The sequence below is a fragment of the Chitinophaga oryzae genome (genome assembly GCF_012516375.2).
Taxonomy (GTDB): domain Bacteria; phylum Bacteroidota; class Bacteroidia; order Chitinophagales; family Chitinophagaceae; genus Chitinophaga; species Chitinophaga oryzae.
The window spans coordinates 7,851,319-7,872,900 of record NZ_CP051204.2 but is presented as its reverse complement, the minus strand read 5'-3'; the positions used below and the strand labels follow the sequence as shown (position 1 = coordinate 7,872,900).

The window sequence follows — 21,582 nt, the reverse complement described above, 5'->3', positions numbered from 1 at the left end:
TGTGGTTGTTTTATGGTTGAATAGCGCCGGTAAAGGACACGGGAATATCGAAAGGGTGAAGGAAATGATCGGTGAGCACAGCGGCCATTTCGCGGTTGAGCGGCAGGTCGTTGCGCAGGTCGTTGCTGAACTGCAGCTGCTGCCAGGCAGTGGCCAGCTGGTCGTTGGTGACCGTGGCGCCGGCGGCCTGCAGCGCTTTTACCAGGAACGCCGGTGTGAGGTCCTGCCCGGTGGGGGCCAGTTTGCGGGCGGCCGGGTAATAGCTCAGCAGCCCCTGTATGAATTCGTATTCACTGATGGGGCGCTGCGGATAAAACCAGGTCTGGTTGGCCCACGTGTAGGGGATACCGATGCCACGAAGGATACCGGTGGCGCCTATACGCTGTATGGCATCGAAGTGCGGATGTTCTTTGGGTACGTCGATGTAGGGCATCAGGTATACGCCGGCTTTCAGCAGGGCTTGTTGCACCTGTCTGACCGCTACCTGCCTGGGTTGTATTTTTTGTTGCAGGGAGATGGCTGCCAATGCGCCGGCAGCCTGGCCCACCTGTAGTACGACCGGTTGCAGGCGGGTAGCGCCGTTGACGATATTGGTGACGCTGATGCTTTTCTCCGCTACGATCAGGCCGTCTGTGGTATCGGGTATCAGCGATCCCAGCGGAATATTGTAAGAAGGCACTTTGGCTTTGGAGAAATCTATTTTAGGTACGGCCGGGTCTTTTTCCTGGTGGTGGTCGATCGGGTAGTCTCCCACGGCAATGCCCGTACGATAGTAGGCTTCCGGCTGATCGAAAGGATGCGCCAGATGATTAAAGCTCAGTGTGGCGACGCCTTTGAGGCGGCGGGCTTCCCGATAGTAGGGGATCATGGGCAGTTTATCGGCGGTGGGGTATTCGTCGTCGGCGAGGCCGAGGTGTTTGTATCCCAGTTCCGTTTGCAGATAATAGACATACCGGAGTGTATGCATTTTGGCCTGTTGCAGGGCTTTGGCGCGGGCATCGCGGGTCATTTCTATAACGTTGAGCGGGTAGTCGTTGCCGCAGCCGGGCCAGTTGATCATGTATTTATGATTGGGCAGTTTGCCGTACTGCATCATATGATCGCAGTTCATTTTACTGCCGCCGTTGCCGCTGTAGGGATCGTCGTTGGCGCAGCAGCAGCGGAAGAGGGCCGGATCGTACCCGGCAGGGCGGGCGATGGTTTTATCGGCGCCGGCGCCATAGTCTTTCAGGGTGGCCACATAGGTGAGCACCTGGATGTAGTCATTGGCTTTGAGCGGAGCTACGGCTTCACCTGTTTCGAGGCGGCTGTCCATGCCGGTGCGGTATCCGGTGCGGGTGGCGGCCATGATGTCGCCCAGTTCGGTGGCGTCTATGATGAGTGGTGCTTCGATGGTGCCGCGGCGTTTGTTGCGGATAAAGTTCACCTGCCAGCGGCCATTTACTTTTTGGATACTTGTCCAGCTGGTGTTGAAAAGTATTTGCAGCTGTTTCTCCCTGGCGGCCAGCGTTTGCAGGATGCGGTTGCCCACAGTGGGTTCAAAGAGGGTGTTGCTGACCCAGCCGGTGGCCACAGCCCTGGGGCCGCCATAGTGCTGGTGCAGCTTTTCGCGGAATTCGCCCCAGAGGCCCGATGGGAGGGCGTGATTACCGTCGATGGCGGATACGCCGGCAGCTGTGAGCATGCCGCCGAGCCAGGCCGTTTCCTCCAGGATGGTGACTTTAACGCCCATGCGGGCGGCCTGTATGCCGGCGGTGGTGCCGCTGGCGCCCCCTCCGATGATCAGGAGGTCTGTCTGCAGCGACTGGGCGCTGAGTTGCCAGGTAAAAAAACACAGAAGTTGGCTGATAAGTATGCGTCTGATAGCAATCATAAGAACCGGATAGACGACTAAAATAAAAAATTTAATTATTAACTGGTAGTACTAATTAATAAAATTTATTTATTCTTGCTAAATAATAAAATATTTTTTGAAATATTACTCGTTTCTGTAAATAATCGGTTTGATTACGCCCGCTTTTAATAATTATTAAGAATAACGTTATTAACTTGGTCCCTCAATTAAGTAAAGCACACTATATGGCTAAGACCTTTTTCGAAGAACTGAACAATGAAAATGTTACCGGGGTAGCCTATAAGAATATCCACCTGAAGAAAGCCGCCCTGGCCTACTTCGCCAACATCGGCAATGCCACTATTGCCGATATGTGCAAGCAGCTGAACCTCAGCGCCCCTAAAGTAACCACCTTGCTCAACGACCTGATCCAGGACGGACTGGTAAAGGATTATGGAAAAGTAGAATCCACCGGCGGCCGTAAACCCAATCTGTACGGACTGGTGCCTGATTCTGCCTTTTTTATCGGCGTAGATGTCAAACAGCATCATCTTAACCTGGGGTTGTCTGACCTGCAGAAAAACCTGGTCTGCACGGAGGAAAACATCCCTTATAAACTGGATAACAACAAAGCCTCCCTGGAAGAGCTCTGCACGCTTATCAGCAACTTTATCAACGGGCTGCCTGTGCCGCGGGAAAAAATACTCGGCATCGGCATCAACCTCTCCGGGCGTATCAACTATGCCACCGGCTATAGCTACAGTTTCTTTTATTTCGATGAGGAGCCGCTCAGTAAAATTATCGAGACTAAAATAGGCATCCGTGTTTTCCTGGAAAACGACTCCCGCGCTATGGCCTACGGAGAATTCTGTTCCGATGCCGTACACGGGGAACGCAATGTGCTTTTCCTGAACCTCGATTATGGAATCGGGATGGGCGTGTTGATAGACGGTCAGTTGTACTACGGTAAATCAGGTTACAGCGGTGAAGTAGGCCATATCCCCCTGTTTGACAATGAAATCATCTGTCACTGCGGGAAAAAAGGTTGTCTCGAAACAGAAGCTTCCGGATGGGCGCTCACCCGCATGTTCCAGGAGAAACTACGGGAGGGCTCCTCGTCTATGCTAAGCCGCAGGCCCGGCGCACCGGACAGCATCCAGCTGGAAGATATTATCGACGCCGCCATTCACGATGATGTACTGGCGATAGAATTGATCGCCAAAATAGGTGAGAACCTCGGCCGCGGCATTGCGCTGCTGATCAATATTTTCAACCCTGAGCTGGTGATCCTGGGCGGAAGCCTGGCTGCCACACAGGACTATATCCGGCTGCCCATCAAAAGCGCCGTGAATAAATATTCACTCAGCCTGGTGAACAACGATACCAAGCTGCGGATCTCCAGCCTTGGGGAAAAGTCGGGTATTATCGGTGCGTGCCTGCTGGTAAGGAATAAAGTGCTGATTAATTAGTGTTCGTTGGTTCACGCAAAGATCGCAAAGAGAGCAAAGGCGCAAAGATTTTGTTTAAGTTTTAATAAGAAAGCAAAGGAGCGAAGACATATTGTGATCTTCGCTCCTTTGCTTTCTCTGCTCGCTTATATGATCTTTGCGCCTTTGCTCTCTTTGAGATCTTTGCGCGAAAGCGTTGTGTGATCTACTCTTTTTTCTTCCTCAGGAAAGAAAACAGTCCGCCGTTATTTTTCAGGCCTGCTTTTTTGCTGACTGCCGGCTGGAAGCCCGGGTCTTTTTCAAGAATACGGTCGATGGTTTTCCGGCAGGCGGCCAGGTCGCCCTTTCCTTCCTGTGCCAGCGCCATGGTGTAATAGAACGCTGAGGATTCTGCATCCCAGCTCCAGTTCATCTCTTTATAGGTTTGTACGCACTGGTTGGCATACAACAGGGCGTTGTCGTAATCCTGCAGCCCGAGGTAGGCTTCCGCGAGAAAGGCATATACGCCGCAGCGGTTGTTGGGGGAGTTGTCCGATTCATCACCGCGGGACATGATATCAAGGGTTTGCAGCATATCCTGTATGGCGGCGTCATAGCGTTCCAGTTTAAGGGCTGCTTTACCCCTGAAATAATAAATTTTCATCTGCGATACCAGCGGTAGTTTAGCGATACCGCCGATGGATATACGATTATTGACAGCGCCGATACAGTGTTCATACTGGCCGTTGTCATAATACAGGTACATCAGGTTGAAATAGGCATCGCTGTCGTCCGGTTTTTCCTCGAGATGTTTTTCCAGCGCCAGGATCCTCTCGTGCAGGTCGTCCTGGCTGTCTGTCCTGATAAAGGCGCGGCCGGTTTTAATGCGGTCTATGTTGTAGATGATAATGTCTCGTTCTTCTTCTTCCAGTTCATTCATATCGCCGGCGATCCATTCTTCGTATTCCGCGAGGATCTTGTTGTACAGGGCCATGGCTTCATCGTAGCGTTCCAGGGCGGTCAGGTCTTCAATGATCCGTTCGTGAATGGATACATAGTACACCAGTGGCAGGGTGGAGATGAACGTATTGAGGATCATCTGCCGGTCGGCCACAGCCTCGGCGTATTTACCCAGCTGGTGGAACGCATCTGCGCGGGATTCCAGTTGTTCCCAGAACGGCGACATATTGTAGCCTACGCTGTGGATGTGGATAGCTTCTTCATATGCGCCCAGTTCAAACAGGGTGATGCCGTAGTTATTGCAGCACATCGCGAAATGGTGCGGGTGTCCGGCATAAGACGAGCCTGTATTTTCGTACCAGTACGGGTAATACAGGGCATAGGCTTTCTGGTACAGGTACTTTTTCAGTTGCGTCAGTAGCTGCCTATTGGTGGCGTCCTGTTCATCCTGCAGCAGTTCATTGCATACCACGCCGGCGGTGTACCAGTCGTAGGCAATGGGATAATCGATGTCGGTCCAGCTGTCCGGGAATTGCCCGTGTGTTTTATAGTAGGCATAATACCACCGGATAATGGTGGACGGGTAAGCCCGGAGGGCCATGGCTTTTTCGTAGTACGGCAGCGATTCGCTGAAGCTGCCGATATTGAAGAGGGCTGTGGCGGTAAAGTGATAAAAGTAGCTTTCTTCCGGGTACAACGTGATAAAACGTTTGCCGGTGGATATCTGTTCCAGCGTGCCTTCTGCCTCATCTTCCCCGTAGAACTGGTGCCAGAAGTCGATGGTGCCCCAGCAGAATTCCCTCGCCAGCGCCGGGTGCCTTACGCCCTGGTCCAGCAATGCTTTCACCTCCTGAAGGATTTTCAGCATGTCTTCCTCTTCCTGTTCACCGGAGGTGCTGGCGATATGCAGCATTTCCGCGGCAAAGTCGTAATCCGCCATTTCCAGGGCGAACTGCAGGGTGGAGAGCGTCCTGTTGTTGTAAACGGTGCATTGGAATGCCTGCCGGTAATAATCCAGCGCGGTGGGCTTATGGTCGTTGTGGTAGTATACGTCGCCGATGCGGGTGTAGCATTGGAACTTTGCCACGTTGAGCTGCGGCAGATCGTCGTGGTAGAGCGACTGGTAGATTTCCAGGTTGCGCTGCATATCGGCCAGCGCTTTGTCTGTTTCGTTGAGCAGCACCCATATCTGAAAGCGGTACAGCAGTGCTTTGGTGATCAGTTCGTCGTCGCCGTTGTCGATGATGTGCTGGCAGTCCTCCAGTGTTTCCTCCACTTTGTCGTTGATGACATTGGCGCCCATATAGGCGCGGTGTACCCTCGCCTGAACGTGTTGGGGGTCATATTCCAGCGCTTTGGTGAATGCTTCGTATGCAGTTTGGTATGCAGTGATCATTTCCTCCCTGTCTTCCGCGGATTTGGCTATTTCCAGCCGGCACTTGCCCATCAGGTACCACGCCGCGGCTTCCGCGGGGTGCGTTTCCAGATATGTCTCCAGTTCAATCGTCGCTACCGTGTACGCCTGTTCCTGATACAGCCTTTCCAGTTCTTCCAGATTCATAATACCATTAGATTAGAACGTGCAATTTATTAAGTTTGAAGCAGGTTGTCCAGCTTCACAAACAATTTCTGAATATTAAAATCGTTTATATATATTTATTGGATTAATCGGGATGCTGCAAAATTTCACTGCCTGTACAGGAAAGCCGCGGTGGGTGCGTGTCTGGGGAAACTTTCCAAGTCCTGTCAGGTCTTTCCGGCAACAAAAACGAATATCTTAACAATTATAAATATCCGGCCATGCAATTCCTTGCAAGGCCTTTTTCAATGCGGTATAGCTACAGGGAATATTGAATAGTATGCTCCAGTATACCTTTTAGCAGCTGATTCAGCTCGTGCAGGCTATTGGGCTTGGTAATAAAGTACGAGGCGCCCAGCGCTCGGGTTTCCTTTTTATCGGATTCATGGGACGAGGTGGTATAGATAATCACCGGGATATGACGAAGATGCGTTATCTGCCGTAATTCTGCCAGGAACTGCTTGCCGTCTACCCGCGGCATATTCAGGTCCAGGAAGATCAGGTCCGGTACAAGCCCTGCTTCCAGCTTGGCCAGGGCATCTTCACCATTGATGGCTTCATTGTAAATAATATCCGGCACCAATTCCTTCAACACGTCGCCAAATATCATCCTGTCGTCAATATCATCATCAATTAAAAGTACAGAGGAATACTTACAGCTCACCATATGAGATTTAGAATAAAGACAAATTTATGATTTTGTTGTTATTTTCATAGCACCGGTTTATTCTTAGGTATACGGTTTGTGAAGCCATTTACCCGGTATTTATTTTTTCCTGATAAAAATTAAACGAGCTCAGGCGGATGAAGAAATTTTTTATGCAGCTGCCACTGCCCAGGAAGTTATTCCTGATTGCTATTGTTCCCTTGATATGCCTTATCTATCTGGGTATCCAGATTTTCAACAAACAGAGTGAGGATATCCGCAGCATCGAAAACCTGCTACAGGACGTCAATACAGCTACCACTATCATGAAAGTGGCCGATGAAATACACATGGAACGCCGCGCCAGCGTCAACTATGTGCTGGGCAACTATTCTATGAACGAGCTACTGATGCAGCGGGCCAAAACGGACCTCTCCATCGATGCCGTAAAGTCCAGGCTGCTGGCTGCTGATAGCCGGTTCTTTACCTATTCGCTGCTCAATACGCTTCCGAAAAAAAGAAAAGAGATTGACAACAAGTCCATGCCGCAGCGGGAAGTGCTGGATTATTATTCCAACCTGATCTTCCGGCTCAACAACCTCGCACATGCCAGTACGCCCGATATCGCGGTGCTGAAAACCCTGCAGCAGGACCTCAGCTCCCAGTACCTGCTGGCGCAGATGGCAGCCTACCAGGGCCTGATACGTATGGACATTTATTACTTCATCCTGAAAAAGGAAGTATGGCCGGATGATTTCTCCCGTATCGAAAACAACAACGACATGTACGCCTCGCTGCGGGCCGAATTCCTCGATAAGTCTTCTCCCGCCTACGCTGCTGCGCTCCTGAAAGCGGAGAAAAGCAACGAGGCGGTCATCACGACGGATTTCATCAACAGCACCATCAAAAACAGGAAAATAGATACGCTTTTTAATGCCGACTCCTGGTGGGACAACTCCAGCATGGCAGTGGACCAGCTGAAACAATTGCAACGCAGCATTGTAGACAAGGTAAGCAGGGAAGCCCGTACCATCTCCCAAAAAGAAAACGATCTTAAAACACGTTACCTCATTTTCCTGGTACTGATAGTGGTGATCGTTATTGCCTTCGTTACCTACACCGCCAACACCATCACGGAGAGTTTGAATATTCTTCGTTCTGCAGCCGATAAGATCGCTAAAGGCATGAGCGGCGAAGCGCCCGATATCCGCACCAAAGATGCCATCGGCAGCCTTTCCAAATCACTGGGCGCCATCGATCAAACAGGGCAGGAGCTGGCTATTGCGGCAGACAGCATTGGGAAGGGAGATTTTAATATTGCCGTGAAGCCCCGCAGTGCAGACGATACGCTGGGTAATGCGATCGTGCAGATGGCAGCCGATCTGAAGGTTTTCCGGGAAGCAAATGAAAAGGAAATATGGATACAAGCCGGGCTCAACAAGATCACCGAGACCCTGCTGGCAGAAAGAGATATGCATTCCCTCACCAACGATGCGCTGTCAGATCTCGTGAATTATACCGGCGCACAAACAGGCGTGCTCTATATCCGGCAGAATGGGGACCTGCATTTCTCCGCAGGTCATGCCCTGTCAGACCAGTACCCGGCGCCTCCTGTGGTGGCTGCCGGTAAAACCCTGATGGGACAGGCGTTGCAGCAACGGGGGCTGATCCATCTCCGCGAAGCTCCCGACGATTTCCTGCATATCGCCGGCGGCACGGCATCGTCCCAACCGGGACACGTGCTGATTATGCCGCTGATACATGCCGGCATCGCGGAAGGCGTGGTGGAGATAGGATCGTTGTTTCCCTTCTCTGAAAGCGCCCTGCAATACCTGAAGCGGGCCTCCTACAGTATAGCGGTGGCCATACAAAGCACCCGCAGCCGCATCCGCCTGCAGGAACTGCTGGAAGAAACACAGTCACAGGCCGAAGAGCTGCAGGTGCAGCACAGCGAACTGGAAAGCCTCAACGCTGAACTGGAAGCACAGACCCAGAAACTGCAGGTGTCGGAAGAAGAACTGAAAGTACAGCAGGAAGAACTGATGCAGTCCAATGCCGAGCTGGAAGAGAGAAGCCGCCTGCTGGAAGAAAAAAACCAGATCATCGTGGAGCGCAACCTGGACATCCATAAAAAAGCAGAGGAGCTGGCGCTGAGCACAAAATACAAATCCGAGTTCCTCGCCAATATGTCGCACGAGCTGCGTACACCGCTCAACTCCATCCTGCTGCTGTCGCGGTTGTTGTCTGAAAACCACGACCACAACCTGAATGCAGACCAGGTAGAATATGCACAGGTGATCAACTCTTCCGGTAAAGGACTGCTGACGCTGATCGACGAAATACTGGACCTGTCGAAGATAGAATCCGGTAAGATGGAGCTGGAATACAGCCAGGTATCGATTGATAACATTTTCTCCAATATGCAGGCGCTGTTTGAGCCGATTGCGCGGGATAAGGGACTGACGCTGCAATTGTCTGCTGCTTCCGGCGCGCCGGCGTCTATAGAAACAGACCAGACCAGGCTGGAACAGATATTGAAAAACCTGTTGTCCAATGCGCTGAAGTTTACTGCCAAAGGTTCCGTAACCCTGTCGGCGCAGGCGGGTGATATACCGGGTACCATTCGTTTTGCCGTGAAAGATACCGGCATCGGTATCCCGGAAGAAAAACAACAGGTGATCTTCGAAGCCTTCCAGCAGGCAGATGGCTCTACCCGCCGCAAGTACGGCGGCACCGGGCTGGGGCTGTCTATCAGCCGCGAACTGGCCAAACTGCTGGGTGGACATATCTCCCTGGTAAGCAACGGCAACGACGGCAGCGAATTCTCTATAACGGTACCGGTAGTACGAAAAAATGAGCGGACGGTTGCAGCGCCGGCATTTGCACCGGCTACCGTTAAAGAACCTACCGTGGTAGATGAAGGACTGTCTGCCAGAGATGGGATCTCTTATCTGGCGCCGCTGATCCCGGCAGATATTCCTGATGACCGGGACCATATCCAGCCGGGAGATTCCACGGTGCTCATTGTGGAAGACGATACTTATTTTGCAAAAGCGTTGCTCGACTTCACCCGTCAGCGCGGATATAAAGGCGTGGTGACAGTAAGAGGAGATATGGCCGGAGAACTGGCCCGTAAGTACAGGCCGGTCGGCATCCTGCTCGATATCCAGTTGCCCGTGAAAGACGGCTGGCAGGTGATGGAGGAGCTGAAAAGCGATCCGGCCACCCGTCCGATACCCGTGCATATCATCTCATCGCTGGAAGCGAAAAAAGAAAGCCTGATGAAAGGCGCGGTGGACTTTGTGAGCAAGCCGGTCACCATGGAAAGTATGCAACACATCTTTGAAAAACTGGAATTTGTGCTGCAGCGGTCCACCAAAAAAGTGCTGATACTCGAAGAGAACGCTAAGCATGCCAAGGCGCTGGCTTATTTCCTCGGTAACTACCAGGTGAATTCGGAAATCAGCAGCACTGTAGGCGAAGGCGTGCAGCTGTTGCAGCAAAAAGATGTGGACTGTGTGATCCTGGACATGGGCATCCCGGACCAGCAGGCTTACGAAGCCCTGGAGACCGTCAAGGAAATCAAAGGGCTGGAAAACCTGCCTATCATCATCTTTACCGGTAAAAGCCTTTCACGGGCTGAGGAACAACGTATACGGCAGTACGCTGATTCCATTGTGGTGAAAACGGCGCATTCCTATCAGCGTATGCTGGACGAAGTGTCGTTGTTCCTGCACCTGGTGTCGGAGAATAATGCCGTCTCACAGAGCGGCAATGGTAAGACGGCGTTGCTCAACGAAGTGCTGAAAGGCAAAACGGTACTCGTTGCCGACGATGATGTACGGAATATCTTCTCGCTGACCAAGGCGCTGGAAATGCATCAGATGAAAGTCCTTTCTGCGGTAGACGGCAAAGAAGCATTGCAGCAGCTGAACGAGCACACGGTGGATATTGTACTCATGGATATGATGATGCCGGAAATGGATGGTTATGATGCCATTGCCGCTATCAGAAAACAACTGTCCATGGCGCACCTGCCGGTGATTGCCGTTACGGCCAAAGCCATGATGGGCGACCGGGAGAAATGTCTGAAGGCCGGCGCTTCGGATTATATTTCCAAGCCCGTGGATGTAGACCAGTTAATCTCTTTATTACGCGTATGGTTATACGATAAAGGCATGAAATAGCTATGGAGCAGAAAAAAGTACTGATAATAGATGATGATGCCCGCAATATTTTTGCGCTGAAGGCGGTGCTGCGCTCCCGGGGTATATCCTGCATATCAGCTTCCACAGGGGCTGAAGGGCTGGCGCTGCTGGAGGGTGTACATGAAGTAGGCGTAGTACTGATGGATATCATGATGCCGGACATGGACGGCTATGAAACCATCGCTGCGCTGCGGGCCAAAGAAGGGGAGTCGCATCTGCCGATTATCGCCGTCACGGCCAAAGCCATGGTGGGCGACCGGGAGAAATGCCTCGAGGCCGGCGCCGACGATTATATTTCAAAACCTGTTGATGTAGATGTGTTGCTGTCGCAGCTACATCAATATTTATTCGTATAGCCGGTGCACAGGAATCATATCAGTGAACAGGAAGTAAGCATGTTGCTCAACGATGTGCTGGAAAGATACGGGTACGACTTCACCGAGTACGCGCATGCGTCTATTAACAGGCGGGTAAACCATCTTTTCCAGGCTGACCGTTTCCCGAGCTTCGCCGAATTCCGTTATCGTATTATTTCAGATGCAGGCTATGCACTGCGTTTTGTGGAGGAGATCACGGTGAATGTAACGGAGATGTTCCGTGATCCGCAGTTTTATTATGCGCTTCGCCAGCAGGTGTTGCCGGTGCTGGCCACTTATCCGCTGATACGGATATGGCATGCCGGCTGTTCTACGGGGGAAGAAGTGTACTCTTTTGCTATCCTGCTGAAAGAAGCAGGCTTGTTGCACAAATCGGTGATTTATGCAACGGATATCAACACCAGCGTGCTGGAGAAAGGGCGGACCGGCATTTTCCCGCTTTCACAGATGCAGCAATATTCGCGCAACTATATGGAAGCGGGCGGCCTGGAGGACTTTTCTTCGTACTATACCGCCAACTACGAGTACGCCAAGTTCAGGCAGGACCTCGGCGGAAAGATCATTTTTTCTCCGCATAACCTGGTGACGGATGGTTCCTTTAATGAATTTCAACTGATCATCTGCCGGAATGTGCTGATCTATTTTAATAAGACGCTGCAGGACAAAGTGCTGCGGCTGTTTTGTGACAGCCTGGAACCCCTGGGCTTCCTGGCACTGGGGAGTAAGGAATCGCTTAATTTTACCAGCGTGTCGGCACAGTTCAGGCAGCTGGATGGCAGGGAGAAAATCTGGCGTAAACATCATCTGTAATTAATAAATTATTGCCCTTATGTCTATGGCTACAGCTTCCCGTGTGGTGCTGATCGGTGGCTCCGCCGGTGGTTTACAGGCTATCCTGACGTTGTTGCCCGGTTTGTCTTCCCGGATGAATGCCGCAGTAATCATTGTGCTGCACCGGCAAAGCCGTACGGACTCTATGCTGGCGGAACTGCTGTCAGCCAAAACCACGTTGCCCGTGCACGAGGCGGAAGAGAAAGAACCGCTCCTGCCGGGCGCCATTTACATTGCGCCAGGAGATTATCACCTGCTGGTGGAAACAGACCACACCCTGAGCCTGGATTATTCCGAAAAGATACACTTCAGCCGGCCCAGTATAGACGTTACCTTCAGTTCAGCCGCCGCTGTATTCGGCGAGGACACTATGGCTGTATTATTGTCCGGCGCCAACAGCGACGGCGTAGAGGGACTGGCGGATGTACACGAGGCCGGCGGCATTACTATGGTACAGGACCCGGAGACGGCCACCGTGGATTTTATGCCCCGTCATGCCATACAGACAGTGCCGGTAGATCATGTGCTGGCGGCCGATGTAATGGCTTCTTTTATTAATAATTTTGCCGGCGTGCTGGCCGGTTGAGGTATGGTTATTGAAAATGTATTTTTTGTATGATTTTGATTGTTGATGATAAGCCAGAGAATATTTTATCCATCCGGAAAACGCTTGAGCTGTATCAGTTTGAAGTGGATACAGCCCTGTCCGGCGAAGAGGCGTTAAAGAAAATACTGAAGCACAGTTATACCCTGATCATCCTGGACGTACAGATGCCCAGCATGGACGGCTTCGAAGTGGCAGAAGCCATCTCCGGCTACAGCAAAGCGAAAGATATTCCCATCATATTCCTGTCTGCCGTTAACAAAGAGAAACGTTTTATTGTAAAAGGCTACGATTCAGGAGGCATCGACTATCTCACCAAACCGGTAGATCCCGATGTGCTGTTGATGAAGGTGAAAACTTTTTCCCGGCTTTACCAGCAGTCACAGGAGCTGAAGCAGATGCACCAGTCGCTCCAGGAAGAAGTGGAAGTCCGCAAGCTGGCGCAGAGCGCGCTCAGTGAAAAAGTAAATGAACTGCATACCATGCTGGAGGTGCTGCCCCAGATAGCCTTCACGGTTACCCCCGACGGGCAGATAGAATACGCCAACCGCAACTGGTTTAAGTACGCCGACGGCCTGCAGCAGCTACCGGAAACGCTGCCGATGGACAAGAGCCTGCGGCAATGTCTCGATGACACCCTGCGTGCCGGACTGCCGCTGGAAAAGGAAGTCTACCTGAAAGACCGTACAGACAACAGCTTCCGCTGCCACCTGCTGCGTATTATCCCCGTGCGGGAAAGCGCCGGCATCAGCAAATGGATCGGTACTTTCACTGATATCGCTCATCAAAAACAGGCCAACGAAATACTGGAGCAGAAAGTACGGGAACGCACCGAAGAGCTGGTCGAAATCAACAAGTCGCTGGAAGCCAGTAACCACGACCTGCAGCAGTTTGCCTCCGTAGCCTCGCATGACCTCAAGGAACCCTTGCGTAAAATACAGCTGTTTGGCGCCATTGTACGCGACCGCTTCCTGAAAACCGATCCCGGTGCCATGTCCTACATGGAAAGGATCGTAGGCTCGTCGGAAAGAATGGCCCGGCTTATCAACGATCTGCTGAACTACTCCCGCCTTTCGGCAGCAAGCATATACGAAATTACCGACCTCAATGTGGTGGTGCAGGAAATCATCAGCGACCTCGAACTGACCATCACCGAGAAAAATGCTGTGGTGCGTGTGGAAAATTTGCCACAAATTGAAGCGGTTCCTGGGCAGATCCGGCAGGTGTTCCAGAATATTATCAGCAACGCGCTTAAATTTTCCCGCAAAGATCAGGCGCCGGAAATTCATATCTCTTCCGAAATGATCAAGGGGGGCGCTATTGACAATCCTTCAGAGAGCAATGCCGACTTTTGCCGTATCGTCATCCGGGACAACGGTATCGGGTTCAACGAAAAATATCTCTCTAAAATCTTTACCATTTTTCAGCGACTGCACAACGCAGACCACTACGAAGGCACTGGTATAGGACTGGCTATCGCCAAAAAAGTAATTGACAAACATCAGGGTACTATTACCGCCACAAGTGTGGAAGGTGAGGGTACTTCCTTCATTATGGTATTGCCTGTAAAGCAGGTGAAAGTGCCGGTGGCATGATAGGGATAGCTTGCTCTTTGCGTTGTAAGGGTAAGGAGGCGTTTGTCTTTCTTTTAAGCTTTATCATATGTCTTATTACATTTCAAAGCCGGCGTTGCTGAAAAAAATTTTATGGGCTGATTTTGCACTTGGTTCCGGCACGGCGGTTATTGGTCTCGCGGCATATAAAGTGCTGGCGTCTTTTCTCGGCCTTCCTGTTTCGCTGGTGGTGTTTGTGTCGGCGGTGACCTTACTGTATGCGCTGGTGGCTTTATGGCTGGCAATGAGGGACAGTCCGGTTGTGGGATGGGTACGGCTGCTGATATATGCCAATGCATTCTGGACGTTGGTCAGTATCGGGCTGGTGATCGGTTATGTTGGAAGTGCTGCAATCTTCGGCGCTGTTTTCCTGGTGTTGCAGGTGGTAGTGGTAGGAGGACTGGCTGTACTGGAAAAACGGTGTATCAGCAGATAGGGGGTAAAAAATCCATGTCCTTAGTATAAACAGAAAACCCGCGCTTAGCGCGGGTTTTAGAGATTTTTGGTGGAGGATAGCGGGCTCGAACCGCTCACCTCAAACATGCCATGCTTGCGCTCTACCAGATGAGCTAATCCCCCATATTTTTCCCTTTCGGGAATGCAAAAATAGATAATTTTCTGAATTCGCCAACTTTTTACACAAAATCTTTGAAAATTCCTTCCACGGTCTCCTTCAGTTCCTTTAGCAGCAAGGGTTTGCGGAGTAATTTGATGACCAGCGGATTGGCGTTGGTGCGGGTGATATCGCCGTAATCAAGCGAAGAGGAAACCATTACAATATGGCACTGCGACTTGATTTTCTGGGGGTAGGTATCGAACGCCTGCAGGAATTCGAAGCCATCCATTTCTGGCATCTGGATATCCAGCAGGATGATCGTCGGGGGAATTTTGGGCAGGGCGATGTTGGACGATAAAAACTCCAGGGCTTTGTTGGCGTTGGCGAATGAAATCACCGTTCTGCTGATTTGTTGAAATGTAATCAACTTCTCATGCAGCAATAAATCAATCTCATTGTCATCTATCAATATGACGCGCAGGTCAGGTATCGAATTCATTTCTGTTCGGGATGGTAATTTCAAATTGGGTGCCCTCGCCGTATTTGGACTCTACATTTATAGTACCGCCAATTTTGCTAAGGGCTTCTTTTACGATATACAGGCCAATGCCACTTCCTGGTTTATTGTTGTTCTTGGAGCGAAAGAACATTTTAAAGATATTGTTCAGATGCTCGCTCAGAATACCGATACCATTGTCCCGGATGCAAATGGTAGCTTTATGCGGTTCCACTTTTACCGACAGATTGACCATCGGTTCTGGTTCTTCCGGTTTTTGGTACTTAACAGCGTTGGAAATAAGATTGTTTAAAATAACGCTGATCCGGAAGGTATCGCCCCGGAATTCGGCTACCTGGTCTACATGGGTATGGAAGTGTATGGCCGTATTCTGTGGCTGAAAAGCGGTGATACAATCATTCAGCAGGTTGTTGAAGTCGATTTTCTCGTACTCTACTTCCAGCCGGGAATTACGGTAATATTCGATAATTTTCTGGATAAATCCATCCAGCTTCAGCACACAGGATTCCACCATGTTCATATAGCCGTTGGGGTCTACCACAGAATTGTCGAGCCGCGAGAGGTTAATAATGCCCAGTACAGACATCAGCGGGGAGCGCAGGTCATGCGAGGTGGAGTAGATAAAGCGGTTGAGCTCATCATTGGTTTTTTCCAGTTCCACGATCTTTTCCTTGAGCTGCTTGCGGGTGGCATAGATCTCATAAGCGTTGTTGATCGTTTTATGCAGTTCATGCTCATCCCAGGGTTTCTTGATATAGGAAAAGATATGCCCCTTGTTGATGGCATCAATGATGTCTTCCACATCGGTATAACCGGTCAGCAAAATGCGCATCGGGTCGGGGAGGGTGTCTTTTATTTCGTTAAAAAACTCCACCCCGGTAGAAACAGGCATTTTCTGGTCCGCTATGATGATATGGACCATAATCTCCTTCAGCAGTTGCTTGCCTTCCTGTGCAGAGTTAGCGGTGTAAATCTCGTAACTCCTGCGGAAGCTGGCCTTGAAGGCGTTCAGATTATGGATTTCATCATCGATATATAATATTCTAATGCGGTTTTCTTTCATTAAAGGGTCTTATGGTTAAGATTGATGATTCGTGATGTTGAGAGGTAAATATATAATAAATTCCGCTCCCTGCCCGGGGGTGGAATTTACGATGATTTTACCCTTGTGTTTCTCTATGATGCTGAATACGATAGAAAGTCCGAGCCCTGTTCCTTCCCCTACGTCCTTGGTGGTAAAGAAGGGGTCGAAGATCTTCTGTTGCACCTCCTCTGACATGCCGATACCGGTATCCCTGATCCGGATAATGACAGTTTGGCCTTCCTGCCGGGTGGTGATGGTAATGGATTCGTCATGCTGCTCCTTTTTGCTTTTGATCGCATTCAGCGCGTTGGAAAAGATATTCATGAACACCTGGTTGATCTTCCCGGCGTAGCATTCCACTTTGGGCAGTTCTGCGTAATCTTTGATGATGTTCACATTGGGCGGAATAGCGTTGCGAAGCAGTACCAGCGTAGAGTCCAGCCCTTCGTGGATGTCGATGGATTTCACGTCGCTTTCGTCCAGGCGGCTGAAGGTACGCAGCCCTTTTACGATCTCTGCGGTACGGGCGGCGCCGTCTTCGATGCCTTTGATCAGGGATGAGATTTCTTCGTGGATATAGTCTATATCGATTTCCCGCTTGAACTGTTCGATGGACTTCAGCTCGCCCGGTATATCGGCTTTGCCGGCCAGCCCGTCGTAGCGGTTGAGCAGGGCTTGCAGGTCGGCGATATCCAATTTCAGGGGCTTGATATTGGAGGTGACAAAGTTGATCGGGTTGTTGATTTCATGGGCGATACCGGCAGTCAGCTGACCCAGGGACGCCATTTTTTCCTTTTCCACCAGCCGTGTCTGGGTGTCTTTCAGGTTGGTCAGCGCCACGTTCAGGTCCCGGTTACTGTTTTGCAGTTCTTCGGTGCGTTCCTGTACTTTGGCTTCCAGTATGATATTTTGTTCCCTTACCAGCTGTTCGTTTTCTTTGGAGATCTCGAGGGCGATGGCCTGCGAAGCTTCTTTTTCCGCCTTAAAGGTATTGATTTTGTCGGCCAGGGCGAAAGACAGGAGGATGACTTCTATCGCCGACCCTATGACAATAATGTGGCTGGTAAAGATATTATAGGGGATGATGCCCACGTCTTTCAGCACAAAGCAGATGATAGCCAGGATGAATACCGTCCATGCCAGTACGAATATTTTGGCGGTGCGGGAGTGTTTGACGGCCTGCATGATGGCGAACAGCAGGATAAAGCTCACGCCGGTGATGGCAAGGAAGTCGATCAGCGCATAGGCGATCGAGAAGTAGCCCAGCAATGATAAAACGATGGTGCTGGAGTAAACGATCACAAAGAGGTTCATGATCCGGTAAGCCCAGGGGGCTTTTTCCCTTACATGAAGGAAGCTCTGTACAAACACCAGCACGGAAATGCCGGAGAGGGCGCCGGCCCACAGCACGCTTTGTTCGGTGATATACAGGTTTTCATGCCAGAAGAAACGGTACCCGAAGCCGTGCAGGCACAGCTGGGTAAGGCCTACGCAGGCGATATAGATGATGTAGTAGAAATAGCTCCAGTCCCTTACGGAAGAGAAAATGAAGATATTGTAGAAAATCATGACGAGGATGATGCCGATGTAGATAGACAACAGCAGGTCATCGTTGTACAGCTTACTGTATATCTCGCGGGAGGTCCCGATATAAATGGGTACCAGGATGGTCTCCCGGCTTTGTATGCGTACGTAAAAGGTTTGAGCGGTGCCGTTAGGGATGCTGATGTTGTAAACGAAGTTCTGGTGAACGACCGGCCTCTTTTTAAAAGGCCGCAGTTCCCCGCCGGGAATCACTTCGTAGCGGTTGTCGGGGCCGGGGTAGTAGAGGTCTATCAGGTCCAGGATGGGATAGGTGATATTAAACATCAGCTCCGGCTGCTGTGTATTGTTTTTGACGGTGAAGCGGAGCCAGATGGCGTCTTTGGTGAGACCGAAATTAGGGATCTGTTTCTGCAGCTTCTGGAAGCCGGGGGAATGCTCCACTTCTGCAAAGGTGAGGTGGCCGGCCGGGTCCAGCAGGTATTCCAGCTGACCGTATTCGGCCAGTTGGATCGGGTAGTTGGGGGAGATGTTGATCGTATCTGCCCAGGCGGGTATCCATCGGACTGTTACTAACAGCAACAGGCATACGAACCTGTAAAATGCCGGTCTGATCAGAAGTCGCATACCTTATGTCGGATCATTTATCGTGATTAAAAATCTGTTCCAGGTCTACGTAGTAACGGCCGGAGGCTATTTCCCTGTTCAGCCCCACTTCCCGGCATACATGGGCGATAGCGGCGCCTCCCAGCATTACTGCCGAAGCCAGTTGGGGCCAGGTGGTAATAGTCTTACCTATCTCCGCGAGGGAGGCTTGCATTTTGGTTGACATGGCATTGAAATTAACGATACGGTCTACCAGTTGCATCCTTTCCGGTCCCTGCATGTTTCGGATCCGGGCGGCGGTGATATCTTCCGGTATACGTCCATGCAATATAGGTAAATCATGTTGCAGATCAAACCGCTCTACATCCACCATGCCCCGGTCGCTGGTATCCATTACCACGGGTATATGCATTGCTCTGGCACGCTGGCGGGCCAGCACCTTGATATCCAGGCCGTCGCATTCTTCCACCAGGATGTCCAGCCGGCCCCCTTCGGTCAGAAAAGCGTCAATATTATCTTCAGAAATACCATTATCATAACAGCGGACCTGCAGAAAAGGATCGATTTCCGCAATTTCCCGGGCAACCAAAACGGTTTTCAGGATACCCACATGATGAACCCCTGTCCGGATGCGGTTCATGTTACTGAGATCGAGCTTGTCAAAGTCGGCTATACGGAGTTCTCCGCACAGCCTTTCTATGGCGAGTGCCAGCGCTACGGACTGTCCTACGGAGAGGCCGATGACGCCTATTTTTTTGGTTTGCAGGACTTTTCGCTCTGCTTCCGTGATTTTATGCTGATTGCGGCTGGTGCGCAGCAATACGAATTCGGCTTCGTCGAGTATATGCACCACGCGGCCGGACCAGGGGTAGTATACCCATACGCCATAAGCGGCTGGCGGTGTGTTGCCCAGATGAGCGGCTACTTTTTCGGCGATGGCTGTTTCGGATAATCTTTCTGCCGGGTGCTGAAGGCGGATAAGCTCTGCCAGCTGAGGCTGTATTTCGTCGAAGACCCGGATACCGGGTTGCTGGGTAATCAACTGGGTGAGGGCTTCCAGCTGTGCGGGGTCCTGTAACCTGAAAAACCTTACTTCCCTTTCTGATGATTGTTGTTGGCTCGTTGCTATGGCATCTACAAGTACGTTGTTCATTGTTAAGTTTATTTATTGCTACCGGGATAGCGGCAGGTCACTCGTGGCTGCCGACATGATCCTCAGGTCATAGTCGACCTGCATCTCTCCCTTGGGCCCTTTTTCTACAATCGTTTGCACCGGATTGTTGCGTAAACTCATCATTCTTTCCCGGTCCTCCGGGTGAGCGCTCTTCAGTTCCAGGGGGTCGTTCAGTATGAGCGCAGTGGCGATCAGGTCTTCCTTGGGGTAATAAAAAGTGCCCTGGTTGCCGATATTGGTCATAATCTGATACCCGGTACGTATACTGTTACGGAAGGTCGTCTGTGCACAGAAGCCCAGGAAAGTGCTGACGGGCAACTGGTTCAATACGGCGTTCACCACCCTGAAAAGGACGATGCTGCCAATTCCCCAGCCGGCTACCTCCCTGGAATTCCACAGGCCGCAGAATTCCCCTGTGCCGCCTGCTGCGGCCAGCTCCTTTACGATATCGTATATCCTGGGGTCCATACTGTTGATGGCGCTTTCAATGGGAAGCGGAACGCTCCCGCCGGCGAGTTGTATCCGGCATCCCCCATACGTTTTGGTATAGTCGTCATTGCTCACGGTAATAATGTAGGTATAAGGTTCGTACATCCAGTCCACGTTGGCAGAGGTAACTTTCGTAACACCATATGCCTCCAGCACTTTCCGATGTCCTGCAATATATTGCAAACATTCTTCGGGATATTCGATCGCCTTGAATACTCTTACCTTGAGCATGTATGGGAATGCTTTAAGTTTTTTTTAGTTTAGTTAGCCAGGGTCGGGTGGCCCTTAAAAAAATATTCGGTGTTTTAAATAAGCATATCAGCAAAAAAGCTACCGCTTTCTCACTACGCTGTTACAATGGCGGGTGTAAGCAGCATAGTATCGTTGGCCATTCTAGCAGGGATTGCATTTCTATTTCCGCAGTTAGCATCTCCCGGGATAAATAGTTCCATTTGTTGAAAAAGATTAAAAAGCTCTACATCTTCACATGAAGGTAATGGTAAAATAGTATTATTTCCAGAATAATCCATAAAGAAAGTCCCGTTTTTTGAATAAATGCTAAACACGCCGGATGTCGGGTACTGGTATTCAATCGTATAAGTATCTGTAAATATTTTAAGGGTGACAATCACCGCTTTCATTGGTGTAAATTTTGCTGCATTGAATTCCCTTTACAATTAGATTTGTATCTGTGTTATTTCTATAAACAAATTTCAATTCTTTTAATATGAACAAAAGAGAATTCATAAAACTGACCAGCCTGGCTGGCGTAGCAGCGCTCAGCGGCCCTCTCAGCAGCCTGGCCATGCCCGTTACTTCCGTGAAAACCAGCTCAGACGATCCGAAGGCCCCTTTTGTGGTACCGCCATTGCCTTATGCTTATGACGCCCTGGAACCTCATATCGATAAAATGACGATGGAAATACATCATGACAAGCACCATGGCGCCTATGTGAAAAACCTTAACGAAGCGATAAAGGACACCGCATTCGCTACCCTGTCGCTCGGGGAAATACTGCGTAAGGTGACGGATAAAGATAAAGCCATCCGTAACAACGGCGGCGGCCATTACAACCACTCCCTGTTCTGGACCATATTGTCTCCTAAAAAAACAACACCGTCCGATAAGCTGAAAGCAGCCATCAATAGCCACTTCGGCTCCTTTGAGAAGTTCCAGGAGAAATTCAACGACGCGGGTAAAACACAGTTCGGCTCCGGTTGGGCATGGCTGATCGTTGGCCCGGGCAAAAAACTGTCCGTGATCAACACGCCTAACCAGGACAATCCGCTCATGCATAACATCGTAAAGGAAAAAGGTACGCCCATCCTCGCACTCGACGTATGGGAGCACGCTTACTACCTGAAATACCAGAACAAACGCCCGGACTACATCAATGCCTTCTGGAACGTGGTGAACTGGGAGGAGGTGGAAAAACGCTACAACAACGCGTAAGTTTCACGCAAAGCTTCACGCAAAGGCGCTAAGCAGCAAAGCGCGCAAAGAAATAAAATTAAGAACACAAAGAAAGCAAAGG

At 50.6% G+C, this 21,582-nt stretch carries 17 protein-coding genes and 1 tRNA gene; 8 read left to right on the top strand and 10 right to left on the bottom strand.

What is annotated here, in order from left to right:
* Positions 1–10: 10 nt before the first annotated feature.
* The gene (locus tag HF324_RS31180; protein ID WP_168861595.1) at positions 11–1,873 is read right to left on the bottom strand and encodes an FAD-dependent oxidoreductase; all 1,863 of its coding nucleotides are present in this window, start codon (positions 1,871–1,873) and stop codon (positions 11–13) included.
* Between the two features lie 206 nt (positions 1,874–2,079).
* Here HF324_RS31180 and HF324_RS31175 point away from each other — a divergent pair, with 206 nt between their 5' ends.
* The gene (locus tag HF324_RS31175; protein WP_168807482.1) at positions 2,080–3,303 is read left to right on the top strand and encodes an ROK family protein; all 1,224 of its coding nucleotides are present in this window, start codon (positions 2,080–2,082) and stop codon (positions 3,301–3,303) included.
* A gap of 184 nt (positions 3,304–3,487) precedes the next feature.
* Here HF324_RS31175 and HF324_RS31170 read toward each other — a convergent pair whose 3' ends face one another.
* Positions 3,488–5,782: a tetratricopeptide repeat protein gene (locus HF324_RS31170; RefSeq protein WP_168861594.1), complete on the bottom strand. Its 2,295-nt coding sequence runs from the start codon at positions 5,780–5,782 to the stop codon at positions 3,488–3,490.
* Between the two features lie 277 nt (positions 5,783–6,059).
* Positions 6,060–6,467: a response regulator gene (locus tag HF324_RS31165; protein ID WP_168861593.1), complete on the bottom strand. Its 408-nt coding sequence runs from the start codon at positions 6,465–6,467 to the stop codon at positions 6,060–6,062.
* Positions 6,468–6,604: 137 nt separating this feature from the next.
* On the opposite strand from HF324_RS31165, the gene HF324_RS31160 reads away from it, so the two are divergent.
* From HF324_RS31160 to HF324_RS31135, 6 genes are all read left to right on the top strand, one after another.
* Entirely contained in the window at positions 6,605–10,633 is a 4,029-nt protein-coding gene (locus HF324_RS31160; RefSeq protein ID WP_168861592.1) for a response regulator, read from the top strand.
* Between the two features lie 2 nt (positions 10,634–10,635).
* Positions 10,636–11,010 (top strand): response regulator, encoded by a 375-nt coding sequence (locus tag HF324_RS31155; protein ID WP_168807474.1) that lies wholly within the window; start codon positions 10,636–10,638, stop codon positions 11,008–11,010.
* A 3-nt stretch (positions 11,011–11,013) separates the two neighbouring features.
* Entirely contained in the window at positions 11,014–11,841 is an 828-nt protein-coding gene (locus HF324_RS31150; protein WP_258539335.1) for a CheR family methyltransferase, read from the top strand.
* Positions 11,842–11,860: 19 nt separating this feature from the next.
* Positions 11,861–12,448 (top strand): chemotaxis protein CheB, encoded by a 588-nt coding sequence (locus tag HF324_RS31145; protein ID WP_246269332.1) that lies wholly within the window; start codon positions 11,861–11,863, stop codon positions 12,446–12,448.
* Positions 12,449–12,477: 29 nt separating this feature from the next.
* The gene (locus tag HF324_RS31140; RefSeq protein WP_168861591.1) at positions 12,478–14,061 is read left to right on the top strand and encodes a hybrid sensor histidine kinase/response regulator; all 1,584 of its coding nucleotides are present in this window, start codon (positions 12,478–12,480) and stop codon (positions 14,059–14,061) included.
* A gap of 67 nt (positions 14,062–14,128) precedes the next feature.
* The gene (locus tag HF324_RS31135; RefSeq protein ID WP_168861590.1) at positions 14,129–14,515 is read left to right on the top strand and encodes a hypothetical protein; all 387 of its coding nucleotides are present in this window, start codon (positions 14,129–14,131) and stop codon (positions 14,513–14,515) included.
* A 67-nt stretch (positions 14,516–14,582) separates the two neighbouring features.
* Here the strand turns inward: HF324_RS31135 and HF324_RS31130 are convergent.
* From HF324_RS31130 to HF324_RS31100, 7 genes are all read right to left on the bottom strand, one after another.
* A tRNA-Ala gene (locus tag HF324_RS31130) sits at positions 14,583–14,658 on the bottom strand.
* Between the two features lie 56 nt (positions 14,659–14,714).
* Positions 14,715–15,134 (bottom strand): response regulator, encoded by a 420-nt coding sequence (locus tag HF324_RS31125; RefSeq protein ID WP_078670208.1) that lies wholly within the window; start codon positions 15,132–15,134, stop codon positions 14,715–14,717.
* Entirely contained in the window at positions 15,118–16,215 is a 1,098-nt protein-coding gene (locus HF324_RS31120; RefSeq protein ID WP_168807468.1) for a sensor histidine kinase, read from the bottom strand. Before HF324_RS31120 ends, HF324_RS31125 begins: the two co-directional genes overlap by 17 nt.
* A 15-nt stretch (positions 16,216–16,230) precedes the next feature.
* The gene (locus HF324_RS31115) at positions 16,231–18,405 is read right to left on the bottom strand and encodes a sensor histidine kinase (protein ID WP_168807466.1); all 2,175 of its coding nucleotides are present in this window, start codon (positions 18,403–18,405) and stop codon (positions 16,231–16,233) included.
* 13 nt (positions 18,406–18,418) lie between these two features.
* Positions 18,419–19,537 (bottom strand): ThiF family adenylyltransferase, encoded by a 1,119-nt coding sequence (locus HF324_RS31110; protein WP_168807463.1) that lies wholly within the window; start codon positions 19,535–19,537, stop codon positions 18,419–18,421.
* An 18-nt stretch (positions 19,538–19,555) separates the two neighbouring features.
* Entirely contained in the window at positions 19,556–20,278 is a 723-nt protein-coding gene (locus HF324_RS31105) for a hypothetical protein (protein ID WP_168807461.1), read from the bottom strand.
* A 113-nt stretch (positions 20,279–20,391) separates the two neighbouring features.
* On the bottom strand, positions 20,392–20,688 hold the full coding sequence (locus HF324_RS31100) for a hypothetical protein (RefSeq protein WP_168807459.1): 297 nt from the start codon (positions 20,686–20,688) through the stop codon (positions 20,392–20,394).
* 86 nt (positions 20,689–20,774) lie between these two features.
* On the opposite strand from HF324_RS31100, the gene HF324_RS31095 reads away from it, so the two are divergent.
* Positions 20,775–21,500: a superoxide dismutase gene (locus HF324_RS31095; protein ID WP_168861589.1), complete on the top strand. Its 726-nt coding sequence runs from the start codon at positions 20,775–20,777 to the stop codon at positions 21,498–21,500.
* Positions 21,501–21,582 lie beyond the last annotated feature (82 nt).

Excerpts from the sequence above, each read along its gene's own strand:
- HF324_RS31100 (WP_168807459.1), bottom strand. The coding sequence starts at position 20,688 with ATGAAAGCGGTGATTGTCACCCTTAAAATATTTACAGATACTTATACG.
- HF324_RS31155 (WP_168807474.1), top strand. The coding sequence starts at position 10,636 with ATGGAGCAGAAAAAAGTACTGATAATAGATGATGATGCCCGCAATATT.
- HF324_RS31170 (WP_168861594.1), bottom strand. The coding sequence starts at position 5,782 with ATGAATCTGGAAGAACTGGAAAGGCTGTATCAGGAACAGGCGTACACG.
- HF324_RS31095 (WP_168861589.1), top strand. The coding sequence starts at position 20,775 with ATGAACAAAAGAGAATTCATAAAACTGACCAGCCTGGCTGGCGTAGCA.
- HF324_RS31165 (WP_168861593.1), bottom strand. The coding sequence starts at position 6,467 with ATGGTGAGCTGTAAGTATTCCTCTGTACTTTTAATTGATGATGATATT.
- HF324_RS31160 (WP_168861592.1), top strand. The coding sequence starts at position 6,605 with ATGAAGAAATTTTTTATGCAGCTGCCACTGCCCAGGAAGTTATTCCTG.
- HF324_RS31180 (WP_168861595.1), bottom strand. The coding sequence starts at position 1,873 with ATGATTGCTATCAGACGCATACTTATCAGCCAACTTCTGTGTTTTTTT.
- HF324_RS31135 (WP_168861590.1), top strand. The coding sequence starts at position 14,129 with ATGTCTTATTACATTTCAAAGCCGGCGTTGCTGAAAAAAATTTTATGG.
- HF324_RS31105 (WP_168807461.1), bottom strand. The coding sequence starts at position 20,278 with ATGCTCAAGGTAAGAGTATTCAAGGCGATCGAATATCCCGAAGAATGT.
- HF324_RS31110 (WP_168807463.1), bottom strand. The coding sequence starts at position 19,537 with ATGAACAACGTACTTGTAGATGCCATAGCAACGAGCCAACAACAATCA.
- HF324_RS31140 (WP_168861591.1), top strand. The coding sequence starts at position 12,478 with ATGATTTTGATTGTTGATGATAAGCCAGAGAATATTTTATCCATCCGG.
- HF324_RS31145 (WP_246269332.1), top strand. The coding sequence starts at position 11,861 with ATGTCTATGGCTACAGCTTCCCGTGTGGTGCTGATCGGTGGCTCCGCC.
- HF324_RS31120 (WP_168807468.1), bottom strand. The coding sequence starts at position 16,215 with ATGAAAGAAAACCGCATTAGAATATTATATATCGATGATGAAATCCAT.
- HF324_RS31115 (WP_168807466.1), bottom strand. The coding sequence starts at position 18,405 with ATGCGACTTCTGATCAGACCGGCATTTTACAGGTTCGTATGCCTGTTG.
- HF324_RS31125 (WP_078670208.1), bottom strand. The coding sequence starts at position 15,134 with ATGAATTCGATACCTGACCTGCGCGTCATATTGATAGATGACAATGAG.
- HF324_RS31175 (WP_168807482.1), top strand. The coding sequence starts at position 2,080 with ATGGCTAAGACCTTTTTCGAAGAACTGAACAATGAAAATGTTACCGGG.